Origin of the sequence: Sphingomonas lycopersici, from assembly GCF_026130605.1 — a bacterium.
Taxonomy (GTDB): Bacteria; Pseudomonadota; Alphaproteobacteria; order Sphingomonadales; family Sphingomonadaceae; genus Sphingomonas; species Sphingomonas lycopersici.
In genome coordinates, this window is the sequence record NZ_JANFAU010000006.1 from 74342 (window position 1) to 90368 (window position 16027).

Annotated in this window: 12 protein-coding genes and 1 tRNA gene; 9 read left to right on the forward strand and 4 right to left on the reverse strand. The window is 66.6% G+C overall.

The genetic code is table 11. The features are described from left to right. Positions 1-94 precede the first annotated feature (94 nt). The 4 genes from NED98_RS13315 to nadB all read right to left on the reverse strand — a co-directional run bounded on the left by NED98_RS13315 (position 95) and on the right by nadB (position 7449). Positions 95-1612, reverse strand: coding sequence for a lipopolysaccharide biosynthesis protein (locus NED98_RS13315; RefSeq protein ID WP_265271272.1), 1518 nt, complete (start codon positions 1610-1612; stop codon positions 95-97). An 82-nt stretch (positions 1613-1694) separates the two neighbouring features. Then, complete coding sequence (polA, locus tag NED98_RS13320; protein ID WP_265313345.1) at positions 1695-4460, reverse strand: DNA polymerase I; 2766 nt, start codon at positions 4458-4460, stop codon at positions 1695-1697. Between the two features lie 150 nt (positions 4461-4610). Then, positions 4611-5768, reverse strand: a complete 1158-nt coding sequence (locus NED98_RS13325; RefSeq protein WP_265271658.1) for a class A beta-lactamase-related serine hydrolase — start codon at positions 5766-5768, stop codon at positions 4611-4613. Between the two features lie 100 nt (positions 5769-5868). Next, the gene (gene nadB / locus NED98_RS13330) at positions 5869-7449 is read right to left on the reverse strand and encodes an L-aspartate oxidase (RefSeq protein WP_179512883.1); all 1581 of its coding nucleotides are present in this window, start codon (positions 7447-7449) and stop codon (positions 5869-5871) included. Positions 7450-7609: 160 nt separating this feature from the next. On the opposite strand from nadB, the gene thiL reads away from it, so the two are divergent. The 9 genes from thiL to NED98_RS13375 all read left to right on the forward strand — a co-directional run bounded on the left by thiL (position 7610) and on the right by NED98_RS13375 (position 16007). Next, positions 7610-8497, forward strand: a complete 888-nt coding sequence (thiL, locus tag NED98_RS13335) for a thiamine-phosphate kinase (RefSeq protein ID WP_265313479.1) — start codon at positions 7610-7612, stop codon at positions 8495-8497. 244 nt (positions 8498-8741) lie between these two features. Continuing rightward, positions 8742-10922 carry a sodium-translocating pyrophosphatase gene (locus NED98_RS13340; RefSeq protein WP_265313346.1) on the forward strand — a complete coding sequence of 727 codons (2181 nt, stop codon included), beginning with the start codon at positions 8742-8744 and terminating at the stop codon, positions 10920-10922. A 185-nt stretch (positions 10923-11107) separates the two neighbouring features. Then, positions 11108-11353: a translation initiation factor IF-1 gene (infA, locus tag NED98_RS13345; RefSeq protein WP_026325702.1), complete on the forward strand. Its 246-nt coding sequence runs from the start codon at positions 11108-11110 to the stop codon at positions 11351-11353. 18 nt (positions 11354-11371) lie between these two features. Then, positions 11372-11953, forward strand: coding sequence for a Maf family protein (locus NED98_RS13350; RefSeq protein ID WP_265271649.1), 582 nt, complete (start codon positions 11372-11374; stop codon positions 11951-11953). Next, complete coding sequence (locus tag NED98_RS13355; RefSeq protein WP_265313347.1) at positions 11946-12866, forward strand: ribonuclease; 921 nt, start codon at positions 11946-11948, stop codon at positions 12864-12866. Before NED98_RS13350 ends, NED98_RS13355 begins: the two co-directional genes overlap by 8 nt. Continuing rightward, complete coding sequence (locus NED98_RS13360; RefSeq protein WP_179512879.1) at positions 12863-13036, forward strand: DNA gyrase inhibitor YacG; 174 nt, start codon at positions 12863-12865, stop codon at positions 13034-13036. Before NED98_RS13355 ends, NED98_RS13360 begins: the two co-directional genes overlap by 4 nt. A 29-nt stretch (positions 13037-13065) precedes the next feature. After that, positions 13066-13141: transfer RNA gene (locus NED98_RS13365), tRNA-Phe, on the forward strand. 538 nt (positions 13142-13679) lie between these two features. Next, a complete protein-coding gene (locus NED98_RS13370; RefSeq protein WP_265313348.1) occupies positions 13680-15218 on the forward strand; it encodes a glycosyltransferase family 2 protein in 1539 nt (512 codons plus the stop codon). A gap of 9 nt (positions 15219-15227) precedes the next feature. Next, the gene (locus NED98_RS13375; RefSeq protein WP_349293264.1) at positions 15228-16007 is read left to right on the forward strand and encodes a DUF5672 family protein; all 780 of its coding nucleotides are present in this window, start codon (positions 15228-15230) and stop codon (positions 16005-16007) included. The last annotated feature ends 20 nt before the right edge of the window (positions 16008-16027 follow it).

Sequence of the window (16027 nt, forward strand, 5' to 3'; positions counted from 1 at the left end):
GGCTGAGCCTGTCGAAGCCCTGCACTTTCTTCGCAAGGAAGAAGGGCAGCCCTTCGACAAGCTCAGGGCGAACGGTTCTTTGCTTGAGCGGGGCTTACCGCGTCGCCGCCCCCACGTGGGGCAGGGTCGCCTCGTCCGCGCGCGGCATGCGGCTGAACAAGGCGCGGTCGTCGGGGCCGAACGCCCAGCGCCACAGGATGAACAGATAGGTCGCGGCGATCGCGGGGATGCCGATGATCACCTCGGCCCATTCATATTCATGCGGCAGCGCGGCGAAGGCGCCCCCGACGACGATCGCCGCCGCCGCCGCCCACAGCAGCGGCCAGCGCAACGGCGAGACCGACGCCTGCAGCAGGTGCCCGAGCAGCCGCGCCTTGATCACCGAGGTCAGCGCGACGCTGGTCATCAGCGCCACCGCCGGCCCCGCGGCCTGATATTCGACCGGCCAGCCCAGCGCGCGCATCGTGAGGATCAGCGCGAAGCTCAGCACCACCTGGAACAGCAGCATCGCGGCGGAGATCGCGAGATTGCGGTGGCGCGCGACATAGACGAGCGCGGATTCGCACACCGCCCCGGTCGAGGCGAGCACCTCGGCGGTGAGCAGGAAGGCGAGCGCCGCGGTGCCGGCGACGAATTGCGGCCCCACCGTCCCCATCACCGCCTCGCCGGGGATCGACCCCATCAGCGCGAGGCAGCCCTGCGCGGCGATGATCCAGAACGCCACCTGCCGCACCTGATCGGCGATCGCGGCGCGGTTGCCGGTGGCGAGGTTGCGGGTGATGACCGGCCCGAGGATCGGATCAAACGAGGTCTTGAGCTTCTGCGGCAGCGAGGCGACCTGCTGCGCCATATAATAGATGCCGACGATCTTGGGCGCGAACATCACCCCGAGGATAAAACGGTCGACGTTGCGCGTCCCCCATTCGAGCGCGTCGGCGCCGGCGAGCGGGGCGTTGCGGCGCGCGAGCGCGAACAATTCGCGCAAATGCGGCGACCAGCCGTGGGGCAGGCCGTAGCTGCGCAGGAACGGCACGAGGCTGGCGGTCAGCGCGGCGAGCATCGACGAGACATAGGCCAGCACCAGCCCGTCGCGCGTCGTGATGAACGAGAAGATCCAGGCGGTGATCGAGATCGTCCACGGCTCGACCACCGCGCGCGCGGTCACCGCGGCGCGGACGTTGAGGCGATAGGCGAGCGCGGCGAGGCTGATGTCGGACCAGGCGATCGCGAGGATGATCAGCGGCAGATAGCGATCGAGCCCGGTGACATAGCTGTTGGGGTACATCACCTCGGGGAAGATCCACAGCACCGTGCTCGCGGCGAGGCTGAGGATGCCGCCGAGGACGAGCGCGTCCCATACGACATGGACATGCGGGCGATCGGTGGTGGCGAGCGCCTGCGCCAGCCCGCGTTTCAGCCCGAGCGTCGAGACCAGCGCCGCCAGCTCGACCACCACCACGGCGATCGCGAACCGCCCGACGAGATCGGGGCCGTAGAGCCGTCCGGCGATGAACAGGAACGGGATGCGCGCCGCCAGCCGCAGGATGAACCCTGCGACATTGGTGCGGCCGCCCTTGGCGAGCGTGGCAATATCCTCCGCGGTTTCGCTCATCGCTGGCGCTCCCGACGCCTGAGGTATTTTCGCGGGCCGGCGCCGCACGAAATGCCCCGCTGGGGCATTTCCGAACGATCCGTCAATGCGCCGCCCCCCAGCTTTCGCCGACGCCGATCTCCACCGCCAGCGGCACGTCGAGCTTCACCGCCGGCTCGGCGGCAGTGGCCATCACGCGCTCGATCACGACGCGCGCGGCATCGACCTCGGCTTGCGGCACTTCGAATACCAGTTCGTCATGCACCTGGAGCAGCATCCGTGTGCCGGTAAGACCCGCTTCGGCCAGCGCGGGTTCCATCCGCGCCATCGCGCGCTTGATGATATCGGCCGAGGTGCCCTGGATCGGCGCGTTGATCGCGGCGCGCTCGGCGCCCTGTCGTTCGTGCTGGACCTTCGATTTGAGCCGCGGGAAATGCGTCTTGCGGCCGAACAAGGTCTCGGTGAAGCCATTGTCGCGCGCATGGGTCAGCGTGTCGGCGATATAGCGGCTGATCCCCGGGAAGCGCTCGAAATAGCGATCGATCATCGCCTGCGCCTCGTCCGGGGTCACCGCCAGGCGGCCCGCGAGCCCCCAGCGGCTGATCCCGTAGAGGATCGCGAAGTTGATCGTCTTGGCGCGCGCGCGGGTGTCGCGGTTCAATTCGCCGAACAATTCCTGCGCGGTGAGCGAGTGGATGTCGTCGCCGCGCGCGAACGCCTCCTTCAACGCGGGAACGTCGGCCATATGCGCGGCGAGGCGCAATTCGATCTGCGAATAATCCGCCGCGAGGATGACATTGCCCGGCTCGGCGACGAAGGCGTCGCGGATCTGCCGCCCGGTCTCGGTGCGGATCGGGATGTTCTGGAGGTTGGGATCGGTCGAGGAGAGCCGCCCGGTCTGCGCGCCGGTGAGGCTGTAGCTGGTATGGACGCGCCCGGTGGCGGGGTTGATCTGCTCCTGCAGCGTATCGGTATAGGTGTTCTTGAGCTTGGTCAGCTGGCGCCAGTCGAGCACGCGCATCGCGATCTCGGCGCCGGGGGATTCGTGCGACGCGGCGATCCGCTCGAGCTCATTGACGTCGGTCGAATAGACCCCCGACTTGCCCTTGCGCCCGCCCTTGATCCCCATCCGCTCGAACAAGACGTCGCCCAATTGCTTGGGGCTGCCGATCGTGAACGGGCCGCCGGCGAGGCCGTGGATCACGGTTTCGAGCGCGGCGATCTCGGTATCGAAGCCGCGGCTCAATTGCGCGAGCCGCTCGCGATCGACCTTGATCCCGTGGCGCTCCATCCGCGCGATCACCGCGACGAGCGGGCGATCGACCATCTCGTAGATACGCGTCGATCCCTCGACCGGGAGCCGCGCGCGGAAGCGCCGCCACAGCCGCAGCGTCACATCGGCATCCTCGGCGGCGTAGCGGGTCGCGGTCCTGAGATCGACCTCGTGGAAGCCGAGCTGCTTCTTCCCGGTCCCGACGACATCCTTATACGCGATGCACGAATGCGACAGGTGGGTCGCGGCGAGCTCGTCCATCCCGTGGCCGTGGAGCCCGGCGTCGAGATCGAAGCTCATCACGATCGAATCGTCATAAGGCGCGACATCGACCCCGACGCGGGCGAGGATGATCAGGTCGTATTTGAGATTGTGCCCGATCTTGAGCACCCCGGGGTCTTCGAGCAGCGGGCGCAGCTTGGCGAGCGCGGCGTCGCGGTCGAGCTGCACCGGCTTTTCGGCGAACATGTCGGTCCCGCCGTGCGCGAGCGGGATATAGCAGGCGCGGTTGGGCGCGAGCGCGAGGCTTACCCCGACCAGCTCGGCGAGCATCGGGTCCTTGCCGGTCGTCTCGGTATCGATCGCGACATAACCCTGGTGCCGCGCCTCGGCGATCCAGCGATCGAGCGCGGCCTCGTCGGTGACGGTGGCGTAGCTGTCGTGGTCGCACGGCGGCTCTTCCGCCTGCGGCAGCGCGGTCGGCGAAACGGGGGTCGGTGCCGGGGCATCCGCCACCTGCCCCAATTTGGCGAGCAGCGACTTGAAGCCGTGATGCTCCAGGAATGCGCGCAGCGGCGCCTCGGGGATGCCGTCGAGCGCCATTTCCTCGAGCGGCTGGGGCAAGGGCACATCGCTCGCCAGCTCGACCAGCTTGCGGCTCAGCCGTGCCATCTCGGCATTGGCGATCAGGTTTTCGCGCAACTTGCCCGGTTTCATCCCGGGCGCGGCGGCGAGGACGGCCTCGACATCGCCATATTCGTTGATGAGCTTGGCCGCGGTCTTGGGGCCGACCCCGGGGACGCCGGGGACATTGTCGACCGCATCGCCCATCAGCGCGAGCACCTCGCCCAATTTCTCGGGGCCGACGCCGAATTTCTCGACCACCGCCTCCGGCCCCATCCGCCGGTCGCGCATCGTGTCGAGCATGTCGATGCCCGGCTCGGTCAAAAGCTGCATCAGATCCTTGTCGGAACTGATCACCGTCACCTGCCAGCCCTGCGCCAGCGCCGCCTTGGCATAAGACGCGATCAGATCGTCCGCCTCCCACCCGGCTTCCTCGATGCACGGCAGCGAAAAGGCGCGGGTCGCGTCGCGGATCATCGGGAATTGCGGGACGAGATCCTCGGGCGCGGGCGGGCGATGCGCCTTATACTGATCGTACATCTCGTTGCGGAACGTATGCTCGGCCGCGTCGAGGATTACCGCGAGATGCGTCGGCCCGTCGGCCTCGTGGAGTTCCTTGGCGAGTTTCCACAGCATCGTGGTGTAGCCATAGACCGCCCCGGCCGGCTCGCCGTGCTGGTTGGTGAGCTTGGGCAGGACGTGATAGGCGCGGAAGATATAGCCCGAGCCATCGACGAGGTAGAGATGCGGCATGGTCGGGGGATAGCTCGGATCGCGCGCGGGACCAATCCCGCTTGTGGGGTGATTTGGCGGGTTTGTGGCGTGTTGTGGCCTTGGCGCCCCTTCCACATCTACCCGTCATTCCCGCGCAGGCGGGAATGACGAAGGGACGGGTGCGAGCGCTCAGCTCCCCGGCGCGTCGTCGTCGGCCGCGGCGATCGAGCGCGTGTCGAGCCGGTGGCCGGTCAGCGCGCTGGCGGCGGCCTGGATCAGCAATTGCCGGTCGCGCATCGGGCGCGTCGTATCGCCGATCATCGCCGCGATCGCATAGCGCCGCCCGTCGGGGGCGGTGAGCAGCCCGACATCGTTGAACCCGGCGTTGCGGCGGCCGAGCTCCTGCCCGGTGCCGGTCTTGTGCTGGAGCGTCCAGCCGGGCGGGAGTGCCGCCTTGAGCCGTGCGCGCCCGGTGACGGTCGACCCCATCGTGGTGAGCATGAAGCGGGTCGAGGTTTCGGACAGCAATTCGCCGCGCGCCAGCCGCGCCAGCGCGTCGGCGATCGCGAGCGGCGCGGCGCCATCGGGCGGATCGGCGATATAGGCTTCGAGCGCGGCCTCGCGCACCGCCGGCGAAAGCCGCGAGCGCGCGATATTGAAGCCGTTGCCGAGCGAATAGCTCTGCTGCCAGGTCAGCCCCGCGGTCTTGGCCTGGAGCAGCCGCTCGCCGGGGCCGAAGCGGATGTCGCCCAATTGCTTGCGCTCGATGAACGCGCGCACCGCGGCGGGGCCGCCGACCAGTTTGAGCAGGCGATCGTTGGCGGTATTGTCGCTTTGCGTCAGCGCGCGGACGAGCAGGCTGCTGACGGTGGTCTGATAGCCGCTCGGCTTGACCAGCGCGGCGATCGGCTGGTGGAACAAGGTGAGATCTGCGGGGTAGAGCGTCACCGGATCGTCGAGACGGAGCCGGCCGGAATCGCGCTGGTCGAGCACGGTCATCGCGACCCACAATTTGCTCACGCTTTGCTGCGGCATCAGGCGCCGCGCGCCATATTCGACCGTCCAGCCTTCATCGACCGCGCGGATCGCGATCCCCGCGACCCCGGGGAAACCGCGGACCAGTGTCTCGATCCGCTCGGCCAGCGCGGCGGGTGCGTCGTTGCGCGGCCGCGGGCGGACCTTCGGCACGGGGAGCGACACGACATAAGCGGGGGCGGATGCGTAGGACGAACTGGGTGCGCGCGCGGTGGTCGTGCCCGGCCGCGTACCGGGGCCGCAGGCGATCAACGCCAGTGCGCCCGAAGCGGCTATCGCCCACCGAATTCGCGACCCTAACATCTTCTTCATTGCCCACCCGACCCGATGTCGAGTTAAAACCGATCTCGGCATTGAAAGAAAACATCAGTTTGCGCGGTTCGCGATGAACCGCGCCTGAGCCGCGACGGATTCACGGAACGAGAATCGTATCGACCGCCTTGGGCGAGGTCTCGGGCCAGTCGAGCGTATAATGCAGCCCGCGGCTTTCGTGGCGCAGCAGCGCCGAGCGCACGATCAGATCGGCGGTCTGGAGCAGATTGCGCAATTCGATCAGGTCCGGGGTGACGCGGAAATGGCCGTAATAATCGCCGACTTCTTCGGTCAGCAGCTTGATGCGGTGCGCGGCGCGTTCCAGCCTCTTGGTGGTGCGCACGATCCCGACGTAATTCCACATGAAGCGGCGGATCTCGGTCCAGTTCTGCTTGATGACGACTTCCTCGTCGGAATCGGTGACGCGGCTTTCGTCCCAGGCGCGGATCGCGGGGACCGGGGCGAAGCCGTCCCAATTGGCCGCGATATGCTTCGCTGCCGCCTCGCCATAGACGAAACATTCGAGCAGCGAGTTCGACGCGAGGCGGTTGGCGCCGTGCAGCCCCGATTGGGTGCATTCGCCCGCGGCATAGAGCCCGGGAAGGTCGGTGCGCCCGTCGCGATCGATCAGGATCCCGCCGCAGGTATAATGCTGCGCCGGAACGACCGGGATCGGTTCGCGCGTCATGTCGATGCCGAGACCGATCAGTTTCTCGTAGATATTGGGGAAATGCGCGCGGACGAAATCGGCGGGCATATGGCTGATGTCGAGGTGGACGTAATCGAGCCCGAGCCGCTTGATCTCGTGGTCGATCGCGCGCGCGACGACATCGCGCGGCGCCAGTTCGGCGCGCGGATCGAAATCGGGCATGAAGCGGTGGCCGTTGGTCGGCAGCTTGAGCTGGCCGCCCTCGCCGCGCACCGCCTCGGTGATCAGGAAATTCTTGACGTCGAGATTGTAGAGGCAGGTCGGGTGGAATTGCATGAATTCCATGTTCGAGATGCGGCAGCCGGCGCGCCACGCCATCGCGATCCCGTCCCCCGTCGCGCCGCGCGGCGCGGTGGAGAAGAGATAGGTGCGCCCCGCCCCGCCGGTGGCGAGGATCGTCGCGCGCGCGGTGTAGAGATTGACCCGCCCGGTGCGGCGATCGACCGCATAGACCCCCCACACGTTGCCCGCGCCCGAATAACGCTCCTCATGCCGGCTGGTGGCGAGGTCGATCGCGACCTGATCGGGGACGAGGGTGATATTGGGGTGTTTCTCGGCGGCGCGCTGGAGCGCCTCCTGCACCGCCCAGCCGGTCGCGTCGGCGACATGGACGATGCGGCGGTGCGAATGCCCGCCCTCGCGCGTCAGGTGGAGCGCGTCGCCCTCGGTGGCGAAAGGCACGCCCAATGCCTGCAGCCGTTGGATCGCGGCGGGGGCGTTCTCGACGACGAATTCGACGGTGGCGCGGTCGTTGAGCCCCGCGCCGGCGATCATCGTATCCTCGATATGGCTGTCGAACGTGTCGCCCGGTTCGAGCACCGCCGCGATCCCGCCCTGCGCATGCGCGGTCGAGCCCTCGTTGAGCGCGCCCTTGGCGAGCACGGTGACCTTGAAACGGTCGGCGAGGTTGAGCGCGGCGGTCAGCCCGGCCGCGCCGGAACCGACGATGAGGACGTCGCTGGTGCTGGTCATGTGCGCTTGTTGCCCGAAAGTTGCGCCGCGCGACAAGGACATTCGCCGTCATTCCCGCAGGTCGGGGAAAGAGTCGTGAGGCCAGCCAGAATCGATTCCCGCCTTCGCGGGAATGACGAAAGGGGGCGACGAGGTGCTGCAAAGCCGATACCCCGGCGCGATGATCGAAGCCGAGTTCATCGCCGCATTGCGCCGCCTGCCGCTCCACCCCGGCGCGCTCGGGCTGGCCGATGACGTCGCGCGGCTCGGCGAGCATATCCTCACCACCGACACCCTGGTCGAAGGGGTGCATTTCCTTGCCGGAGACCCGCCCGACGACGTGGCGTGGAAGCTGGTGGCGACCAACCTTTCCGATCTTGCGGCGAAGGGCGCGCGGCCCGAGGGTGTGCTGCTCAATTATCCGCTCGGCGCGGAGGAATGGGATCGGGCGTTCCTCGCCGGGTTGGCGGCGGCGCTGGCGGCGTTCGATTGCGCATTGCTCGGCGGGGATACGGTGTCGCTGCCGGCGGGGGCGCCGCGCGTGTTGACGCTCACCGCGATCGGCGCCGATGCGATGGCGCCGGCGCGCAGCGGGGCGGTGCCCGGCGACGATCTGTGGGTGACCGGGACGATCGGCGATGCCGGCGCCGGGCTGGCGATCGCGCGCGGCGCGGCGGGGCCGGCGACGTTGCTCGCGGCCTATCGCCGGCCGATCCCGCGCGTCGCCGAGGGGCGGCTGCTCGCGCCGCAGGTTCATGCGATGATGGACGTGTCCGACGGGCTGCTGATCGACGCGTGGCGGATGGCGGCAGCGAGCGGCTGCGCGGTGGCGATCGATCTCGCGCTGGTGCCGCTCTCGGCCGATTATCGCGCGTTCGGCGGTGACGCGCTGGCGGCGACGACCGCGGGGGACGATTACGAATTGCTGTTCGCCGCCGCGCCCGACGCGCCGATCCCGGTGCCGGCGACGCGCGTGGGAAAATTCCTGGCCGGCAAAGGATTATCGCTGACCGAGCACGGGAACGCGGTGCCGCTGCCGTTGCGGCTCGGGTTCGAGCACCGCGCGTAGGCGGCCGGAGAAAACCGCACCCGCGCCGTTACCCCGGCTCAAGGCTGGAATGACGGGCGGAATGTCGCTCCGTCGATGCGCTTCATCTTCGCGGGGACACATCGCAAGGCAAGCAACGGCTTCCCCAAACGCCGCCCCGGCTTGCGCCCACGCCGGGCGCTCTATACGCCTTCACCCGTCCGTGTCCGCCACAAGGGGCAAAAGCTCTTGGGCGCGGGGAGAACAGACTAGGGGAAGGAATGCGATGACGACGGTCACTATCGCCATCCTCTGCGGCCTATTGGCCGTGGTCTATGGCATCGTCACAAGCCAACAGGTGCTCCGCGCCTCGGCGGGCAATGAAAAGATGCAGGATATCGCGGCCGCCATTCAGGAGGGCGCGAAGGCTTATCTCTCTCGGCAATATACCACGATCGCGATCGTCGGGGTGATCGTCGCGATCATCCTCGCGGTGACGCTCGGGCTCACCTCGACGATCGGCTTCGTGATCGGGGCGATCCTTTCCGGCGTCGCCGGGTTCGTCGGTATGAGCATCTCGGTGCGCGCCAACGTCCGCACCGCGGAGGCGGCGCGCGGATCGTTGCAGGGCGGGCTGACGATGGCGTTCCGTTCGGGCGCGGTGACCGGGATGCTGGTCGCCGGGCTGGGGCTGCTCGCGATCTCGGGCTTCTTCTGGTATCTCACCGGGCCGGGCGGGCATGCGCCCAATGACCGGGTGATCGTCGAGGCGCTTACCGCGTTGGCGTTCGGCGCGTCGCTGATCTCGATCTTCGCGCGTCTCGGCGGCGGCATCTTCACCAAGGCGGCCGACGTCGGCGCCGATCTCGTCGGCAAGGTCGAGGCGGGCATCCCCGAGGACGATCCCCGCAACCCGGCGGTGATCGCCGACAATGTCGGCGACAATGTCGGCGATTGCGCGGGCATGGCTGCCGATCTGTTCGAAACCTATGTCGTGACGCTGGGCGTGACGATGGTGTCGATCGCCCTGCTCATCCGCGCCGATGCGGGCGAGCTGATGAAATTGATGTCGCTGCCGCTGATCGTCGGCGGGGTGTGCATCATCACCTCGGTGATCGGCACCTATATGGTGCGGCTCGGCGGGAGCGGCTCGATCATGGGCGCGCTCTACAAGGGCTTCGGCACCTCGGCGTTGCTCTCGGTCCCGGCGATCTATCTCGCGACCAAGATGACCCTGGGCGATCTCAACGTGCCGATCGGCGCGCCGGGGTTCCTCGATCAGGCGAGCGACGCGCTCGGCGGCGATCTCACCGATGCGGCCGCGGCGGCACCGGCGGTGACCGGGGTGGCGTTCACCGGCATGGACCTCTTCTGGTGCATGATGATCGGGCTGGTGGTTACCGTGCTGATCGTGTGGATCACCGAATATTATACCGGGACCAATTATCGCCCGGTGAAATCGATCGCGCGCGCCTCGGAGACGGGGCACGGCACCAATGTGATCCAGGGCCTGGCGGTGAGCCTCGAGGCGACCGCGCTGCCTACCCTGGTGATCGTGATCGCGGTGATCGCGGCGTACAAGCTCGCCGGGATCATCGGCATCGCCTTCGGCGCGACCTCGATGCTCGCGCTGGCGGGGATGGTGGTGGCGCTCGACGCTTACGGGCCGGTCACCGACAATGCCGGCGGCATCGCCGAAATGGCCGGGCTGCCCGACGACGTGCGCCACAAGACCGACGCGCTCGACGCGGTGGGCAACACCACCAAGGCGGTGACCAAAGGCTATGCGATCGGCTCGGCGGGGCTTGCCGCGCTCGTGCTGTTCGGCGCCTATACCACCGATCTGCAGACCTATTTCCCGGACACGCAGGTCGATTTCAGCCTCTCCAATCCCTATGTGATCGTCGGGCTGCTGCTGGGAGCGCTGCTCCCCTATCTGTTCGGCGCGTTCGGGATGACCGCGGTGGGCCGCGCGGCGGGGAGCGTGGTGGAGGAAGTGCGCGAGCAGTTCCGCAACAACCCGGGGATCATGGAGGGGACGAGCCGGCCCAATTACGGCCGCACCGTCGATCTCGTCACCCGCGCGGCGATCCGCGAGATGATCATCCCCTCGCTGTTGCCGGTGCTCTCGCCGATCCTCGTCTATTTCATCGTCTCGGGGGTCGAGAACCAGGCGGCGGGCTTTGCCGCGCTGGGGGCGATGCTGCTCGGGGTGATCGTCTCCGGGCTGTTTGTCGCGCTGTCGATGACCAGCGGCGGCGGCGCGTGGGACAACGCCAAGAAATATATCGAGGACGGCCATTACGGCGGCAAGGGTTCGGAGGCGCACAAGGCCGCCGTGACCGGCGACACCGTGGGCGATCCGTACAAGGACACCGCCGGGCCGGCGGTCAATCCGATGATCAAGATCACCAATATCGTCGCGCTGCTGCTGCTCGCGGCGCTGGCGGGGCACGTCGCCGGCTGATCTTGATCGGTTGAACGGTTAAAGGCCGGTCCGGGCAGTCGGGCCGGCCTTTTTTTGTTGAACATCCGCCGTGCAATCACCATTTCGCCGCGGCGCTCGCGCATTCCCACAAGGCAGGGATACTTCCCAAAGTCGCGCTGTTCGGCTAAGGGCGCGCGCGCCCTCAAATCCAGAAAGACAATTGTTTGGCGAAAGAAGAACTCCTCGAGATGCGCGGCCAGGTGGTCGAGCTGCTGCCCAACGCGATGTTCCGCGTCCGGCTTGAGAACGATCACGAAATCCTCGGCCACACCGCCGGCAAGATGCGCAAGAACCGCATCCGCGTGCTGGTCGGCGACGAGGTGCTGGTCGAGCTGACTCCGTACGACCTGACCAAGGGGCGGATCACCTACCGCTTCATGCCCGGCCGGGGCGGCCCCGGCCCGCAATAACATCCGGATCGCGTGTCCGTGGCTGCCGGCCCGGCTCTCGTCCTTGCATCGGCGTCGCCGCGGCGGCGCGATCTGCTGGCGCGCATCGGCGTGGCCCCGGCGCGGATCGTCGCGCCCGATATCGACGAAACCCCGCTCAGGAACGAGCGCCCGCGCGATTATGTGCGCCGCGTCGCCGCCGCCAAGGCCGCTGCGGTGGAACGCGCGCCGGGCGAGGTGATTCTCGCCGCCGATACGACGATCGCGGTCGGGCGGCGGATCCTCGGCAAGCCCGAAGACGAGGCCGATCTGCGGATGATGCTCGGGCTGCTCGCCGGGCGGCGGCATCATTGCCTGTCGGCGGTGGCGGTGATCGACGCCGAAGGGCGGCTGCGCGAGCGCCTCTCCGACACGATCGTCACCTTCAAGCCGCTCTCCCCGGCCGAGATCGATGATTATGTCGCGAGCGGCGAGGGCGAGGGCAAGGCGGGCGGCTATGCCATCCAGGGCCGCGCCGAGACCTGGGTGCGCCGGCTCGCCGGATCGCATTCGGGGGTGGTCGGGCTGCCGCTCTACGAGACCGGCGCGCTGCTGCGCGCGGCCGGCGTGATCCTTGGCTGAATGGCTCTATGAGGACGGCATCGGCGAGACGCGCGCCGCGCTGATCGCCGACGCCCGGATCATCGCCGCGCGGATCGTACGCGACGACGCCGGTGCGCGGCTCGGCGCGGTCCATAGCGCGCAACTGACCGAACCCGGCGTGGTCCGGCTCTCCGACGGCACGGTCGCGACGATCGCGCGCACCCCGCCGGGGCTGACGCTCGGCGCGCGGCTCAACGTGGTGGTGGTGCGCGAGGCGTTGCCCGAGCCGGGGCGCGTCAAGCCGCCGCGCGTCGCCGCCACCGATGAGGCACCGCGCCCCGCGCCCAGCCTGCGCGAGACGCTGGACGGCCCGGTGCGGGTGCTGCGCGCGCATGAGGCGGATGCGCTGGAGGCGGCGGGCTGGTCCGAATTGCTCGACGAGGCGGTGAGCGGCGATATCGCCTTCCCCGGCGGTATGCTGCGCCTCACCCCGACCCCCGCCATGACGCTGTTCGACGTCGATGGCGGCGGCGCGCTCGATGCGCTGGCCGATCGCGCCGCGGCGGCGGTGACGGCGGCGATCGTGCGGCACGATATCGGCGGGTCGATCGGGGTCGATTTCCCGACGATCCAGGGCAAGGAGGCGCGCCAGCGCGTCGCGGCGGTGATCGATGCGACGCTGCCGCAACCGTTCGAGCGCACCGCGATGAACGGCTTCGGCTTCCTGCAGATCGTTCGCCCGCGCCCGCGCGCGTCGCTGCCCGAGTTGCTGCGCGCCGATCCGGTCGGCGCGGCGGCGCGCGCCGCGCTGCGCGAGATCGAGCGCACCCCGCCCGGCGCGCCCAATCGCTATCGCCTGCCCCCCGCGGTGGCGGCGCGAATCGACGCCCGCCCCGACTGGCTCGCCGAACTGGTGCGCCGGACGGGGCGAACCCCTATATTGGACGGATGAAGACCGTGACCTGCCCGATCTGCCGACGTCCCACGGTGCGCGAACATGCGCCGTTCTGCAGCCGCGGCTGCAAGGATCGCGACCTGTTGCAATGGCTCGGCGAAGGATATCGTTTGCCCGGGCAGCCGGTCGATCCAAATGGGCTGGACAGCGGTCGAGACGCCGACTAGAGAGCGCGGCTCCGGCGGTTCGCTGGTATGCCCAGGTAGCTCAGTTGGTAGAGCATGCGACTGAAAATCGCAGTGTCGGTGGTTCGATCCCGCCCCTGGGCACCATTGCTGATAGATATTTGTTAAAGCTCAGGAAGTCTGGGATTTTGGCGCCGAGGCCTAGATCCGCTGCGATGCCGGAAGCGCAACAGTCAATGGAAAAGTTGCACGAACGGCTTCGTGAAGCTCAGAAGAACAAGTTCGAAACGGGTTCGAGGGCTCTGCTCCCGATTTCTCCTGCCTCTTTGAACCTCAAACACGGCCACGCATAATAGCCCCGCCCGCCAGTCGATAACAATGGCGTGGTGGCTGCCTTTATGGAAACAGACGAAGCTGGCCGCCCAATTTGTCGAGTTCAGATGGAAAGGGCCAACCCAAGGCAGGTGCGAGTACCCGGAATAGGGAGGTGGTCGGCGGTTCTAAACGCAATTAGTGCCGGAAGCGTGCTCGGTACTCGGAGCGTCCCGTTTCAGATCGCTCCTCCTTGCCCCTTTCCCTTGTTTCGTTATTGCGGTTGAACATGCGACCGGAGCGGACAGATAGTAAGGCAACAAAGGCCGCTGGATTCTGGTTGAGGCTATCGGTTCATTTCGATGCCTTTTGCATGGCGCCGCGTGCCTACCTGACAGCCTTGTGGTGGTACATTCGACGAAAGCGGGTGCGCGCTCGTGGCCAGTTTGCCCCGCTACTCAGCCATTCACGAAGGGCTTATGACCTCTGGCGCTTGCGGGAAAGGGCCGTTGAGCGGGGCCTTGAGGACGAACCGCGTCCGCCCATCATTGCGTTGATCGATATTCGAGCAGGACAGGATGGGCTCGGCGAGACTCTCCGGAGCCTAGATGCCGAGGGCATCTCGGCGTTACAGCTAGGCGCGTTGGATGTACCGACATTGGCTGATGTCGCCCGGCAAATAGATTGGGGCCGAGACCCGTGGCTGATGCTGATCGCAGTCGGCGATAGGTGCGCGCCCGGAACGGCGGCGGCCTATTGCGCGGCCATCGCAAAGGCTGGGAGCGGGGTGCGGATCGCATATGCGGACGACGACTTGTTGAACAAGGCGGGCCGGCGCATCTCGCCGCACTTCAAGCCTGATTGGAACAGTGAATTATTCCGCTACTTTGACTATATTTCGAGCGCTTGCGTTCTTCGAGTCGCGCCAGAGCTTCTGGAATCCGTCGCCGAGGCGGACGACTGGCGGCGACAGATCGTCGCGCGCGTGGCAGAGCAGGGGACTCCGCTCCACGTCCGCAGGGTGTTGCACCATCGCCGAACGCGCCCGAGTCCGGTACTTCCGGCGGCGCTCGATGTTCCGGTACGGGAATTGCCGCCCGTCACCGTTATCGTACCCACGCGTAATCGTGTGGATTTGCTGCAAACATGCCTGGCAGGCATTGAAGGCACCAACTATCCGGATATTGAGGTCGTCGTCGTCGACAATGATAGTGACGATCCACATACGCTGGCCCTTCTCTCGAGCCTTGACCCGGCTCGTTACAGGGTCCTACGCCACGATGGAGCATTCAACTATTCGGCAATCAACAATCGTGCCGTGGCGGAGGCTCGGGGGCGCCTGTTATGCCTGTTGAACAACGACATCGAGATGATTGAGCCGAATTGGCTGGCTACGATGGCTGTGCAGGCCGTCCGCGAGGATGTAGGCGCCGTCGGCGCGCGGCTGCTCTATCCGGATGGACGTATCCAGCACGCGGGGGTCGTCATTGGCGTAGGCAATGCGGCAGGGCATGCGCATCGGCTACTCCGTCCGGACGAGGAGGGTTATTTCAAACGCCACGCATTGCCGCAGTTCACTTCAGCGGTGACGGCGGCGTGCCTCGTTGTGATGCGCGAGCGCTTTCTCAAGGTTGGCGGGTTGGACGAGTTCAATTTTGCGGTCGCCTTTAACGACGTGGATTTGTGCATGCGGCTAAACCGGCAGGGTTGGCAATCGCTCTATGAACCGCGAGCGACGCTGATCCATCACGAATCGGTGTCCCGCGGGTTTGACCGGGATCCGGTTGGGGCGGCGCGATTTGCCGGGGAAATGGCGGCGCTCAGGCGGCTATGGCGTACAGACGAGTTGGTGGACCCGTTTCACCACCCGGAGCTTAGCCGGATGAGCGAGCGCTTCGTTGTTGCCCTGTAAGGACAAGAGGTGACATCCTCGCGCTCTATGCCTGCCGGAGAGCGGTTGGCTTTATCGCAGGTGACGTTGTGCGCGGCGGCATCCGTGAACGTGGCGGCGACGATACGCGCGCTCGAGGTGAGTTTGGCTCAAATCGATTTTGCGGCTTGCAAGCTGTTTACCCATCTATCCGTAAACCCCGGACATCCCGGTATTACGGTTGTGCCGATTCAGCCGCTGACGTCATCTGAAGCCTATTCGAATTTCGTTCTTTCGCAAATGGTTGGCCATATCGAAACGACCCATTGCCTTGTTGCGCAATGGGATGGGCATGTGATTGATGCGCGGCGATGGCGTCCGGACTTTCTTGATTACGATTATATCGGAGCGAGTTGGCCGCAGTTCGATGATGGGCATGATGTCGGCAACGGTGGCTTTTCCCTCCGCAGCCGCCGACTTATGGAGGCTTGCAGGAAGGCAGAGTTCTGCCGTTCGCATCCCGAAGATCTCGCCATCGGACGGAAGAATCGCTTGTGGCTGGAGAGGCAGGGCATGCGCTTTGCACCACGAGCCGTCGCCGATATTTTTGCGGCCGAGCGCGTTGGTGACGCGCGGGTGACCTTTGGCTATCACGGCGTGTGGAACATGCCTCGTGCGATCGGGACCGACGCTTTCTGGCAAGTTTACCGTGAACTTGATGATCGGGGTACGGTAAGGCACGATCTCGCCAGCATCGTGAAAGACGTGAGCCGTGGATCCAACGGTATTGGGCGCGCGATTCGAATGATTTTCGATTATCTCGACACGTAGCATGCCGATGGGACGTCGAT

Bases quoted from the DNA above. Each gene is read 5' to 3' on its own strand.
- thiL (WP_265313479.1), top strand. From the start codon at position 7,610: ATGATCGAAGCCGAGTTCATCGCCGCATTGCGCCGCCTGCCGCTCCAC.
- NED98_RS13370 (WP_265313348.1), top strand. From the start codon at position 13,680: ATGGCGCCGCGTGCCTACCTGACAGCCTTGTGGTGGTACATTCGACGA.
- NED98_RS13340 (WP_265313346.1), top strand. From the start codon at position 8,742: ATGACGACGGTCACTATCGCCATCCTCTGCGGCCTATTGGCCGTGGTC.
- NED98_RS13315 (WP_265271272.1), bottom strand. From the start codon at position 1,612: ATGAGCGAAACCGCGGAGGATATTGCCACGCTCGCCAAGGGCGGCCGC.
- nadB (WP_179512883.1), bottom strand. From the start codon at position 7,449: ATGACCAGCACCAGCGACGTCCTCATCGTCGGTTCCGGCGCGGCCGGG.
- NED98_RS13325 (WP_265271658.1), bottom strand. From the start codon at position 5,768: ATGAAGAAGATGTTAGGGTCGCGAATTCGGTGGGCGATAGCCGCTTCG.
- NED98_RS13360 (WP_179512879.1), top strand. From the start codon at position 12,863: ATGAAGACCGTGACCTGCCCGATCTGCCGACGTCCCACGGTGCGCGAA.
- polA (WP_265313345.1), bottom strand. From the start codon at position 4,460: ATGCCGCATCTCTACCTCGTCGATGGCTCGGGCTATATCTTCCGCGCC.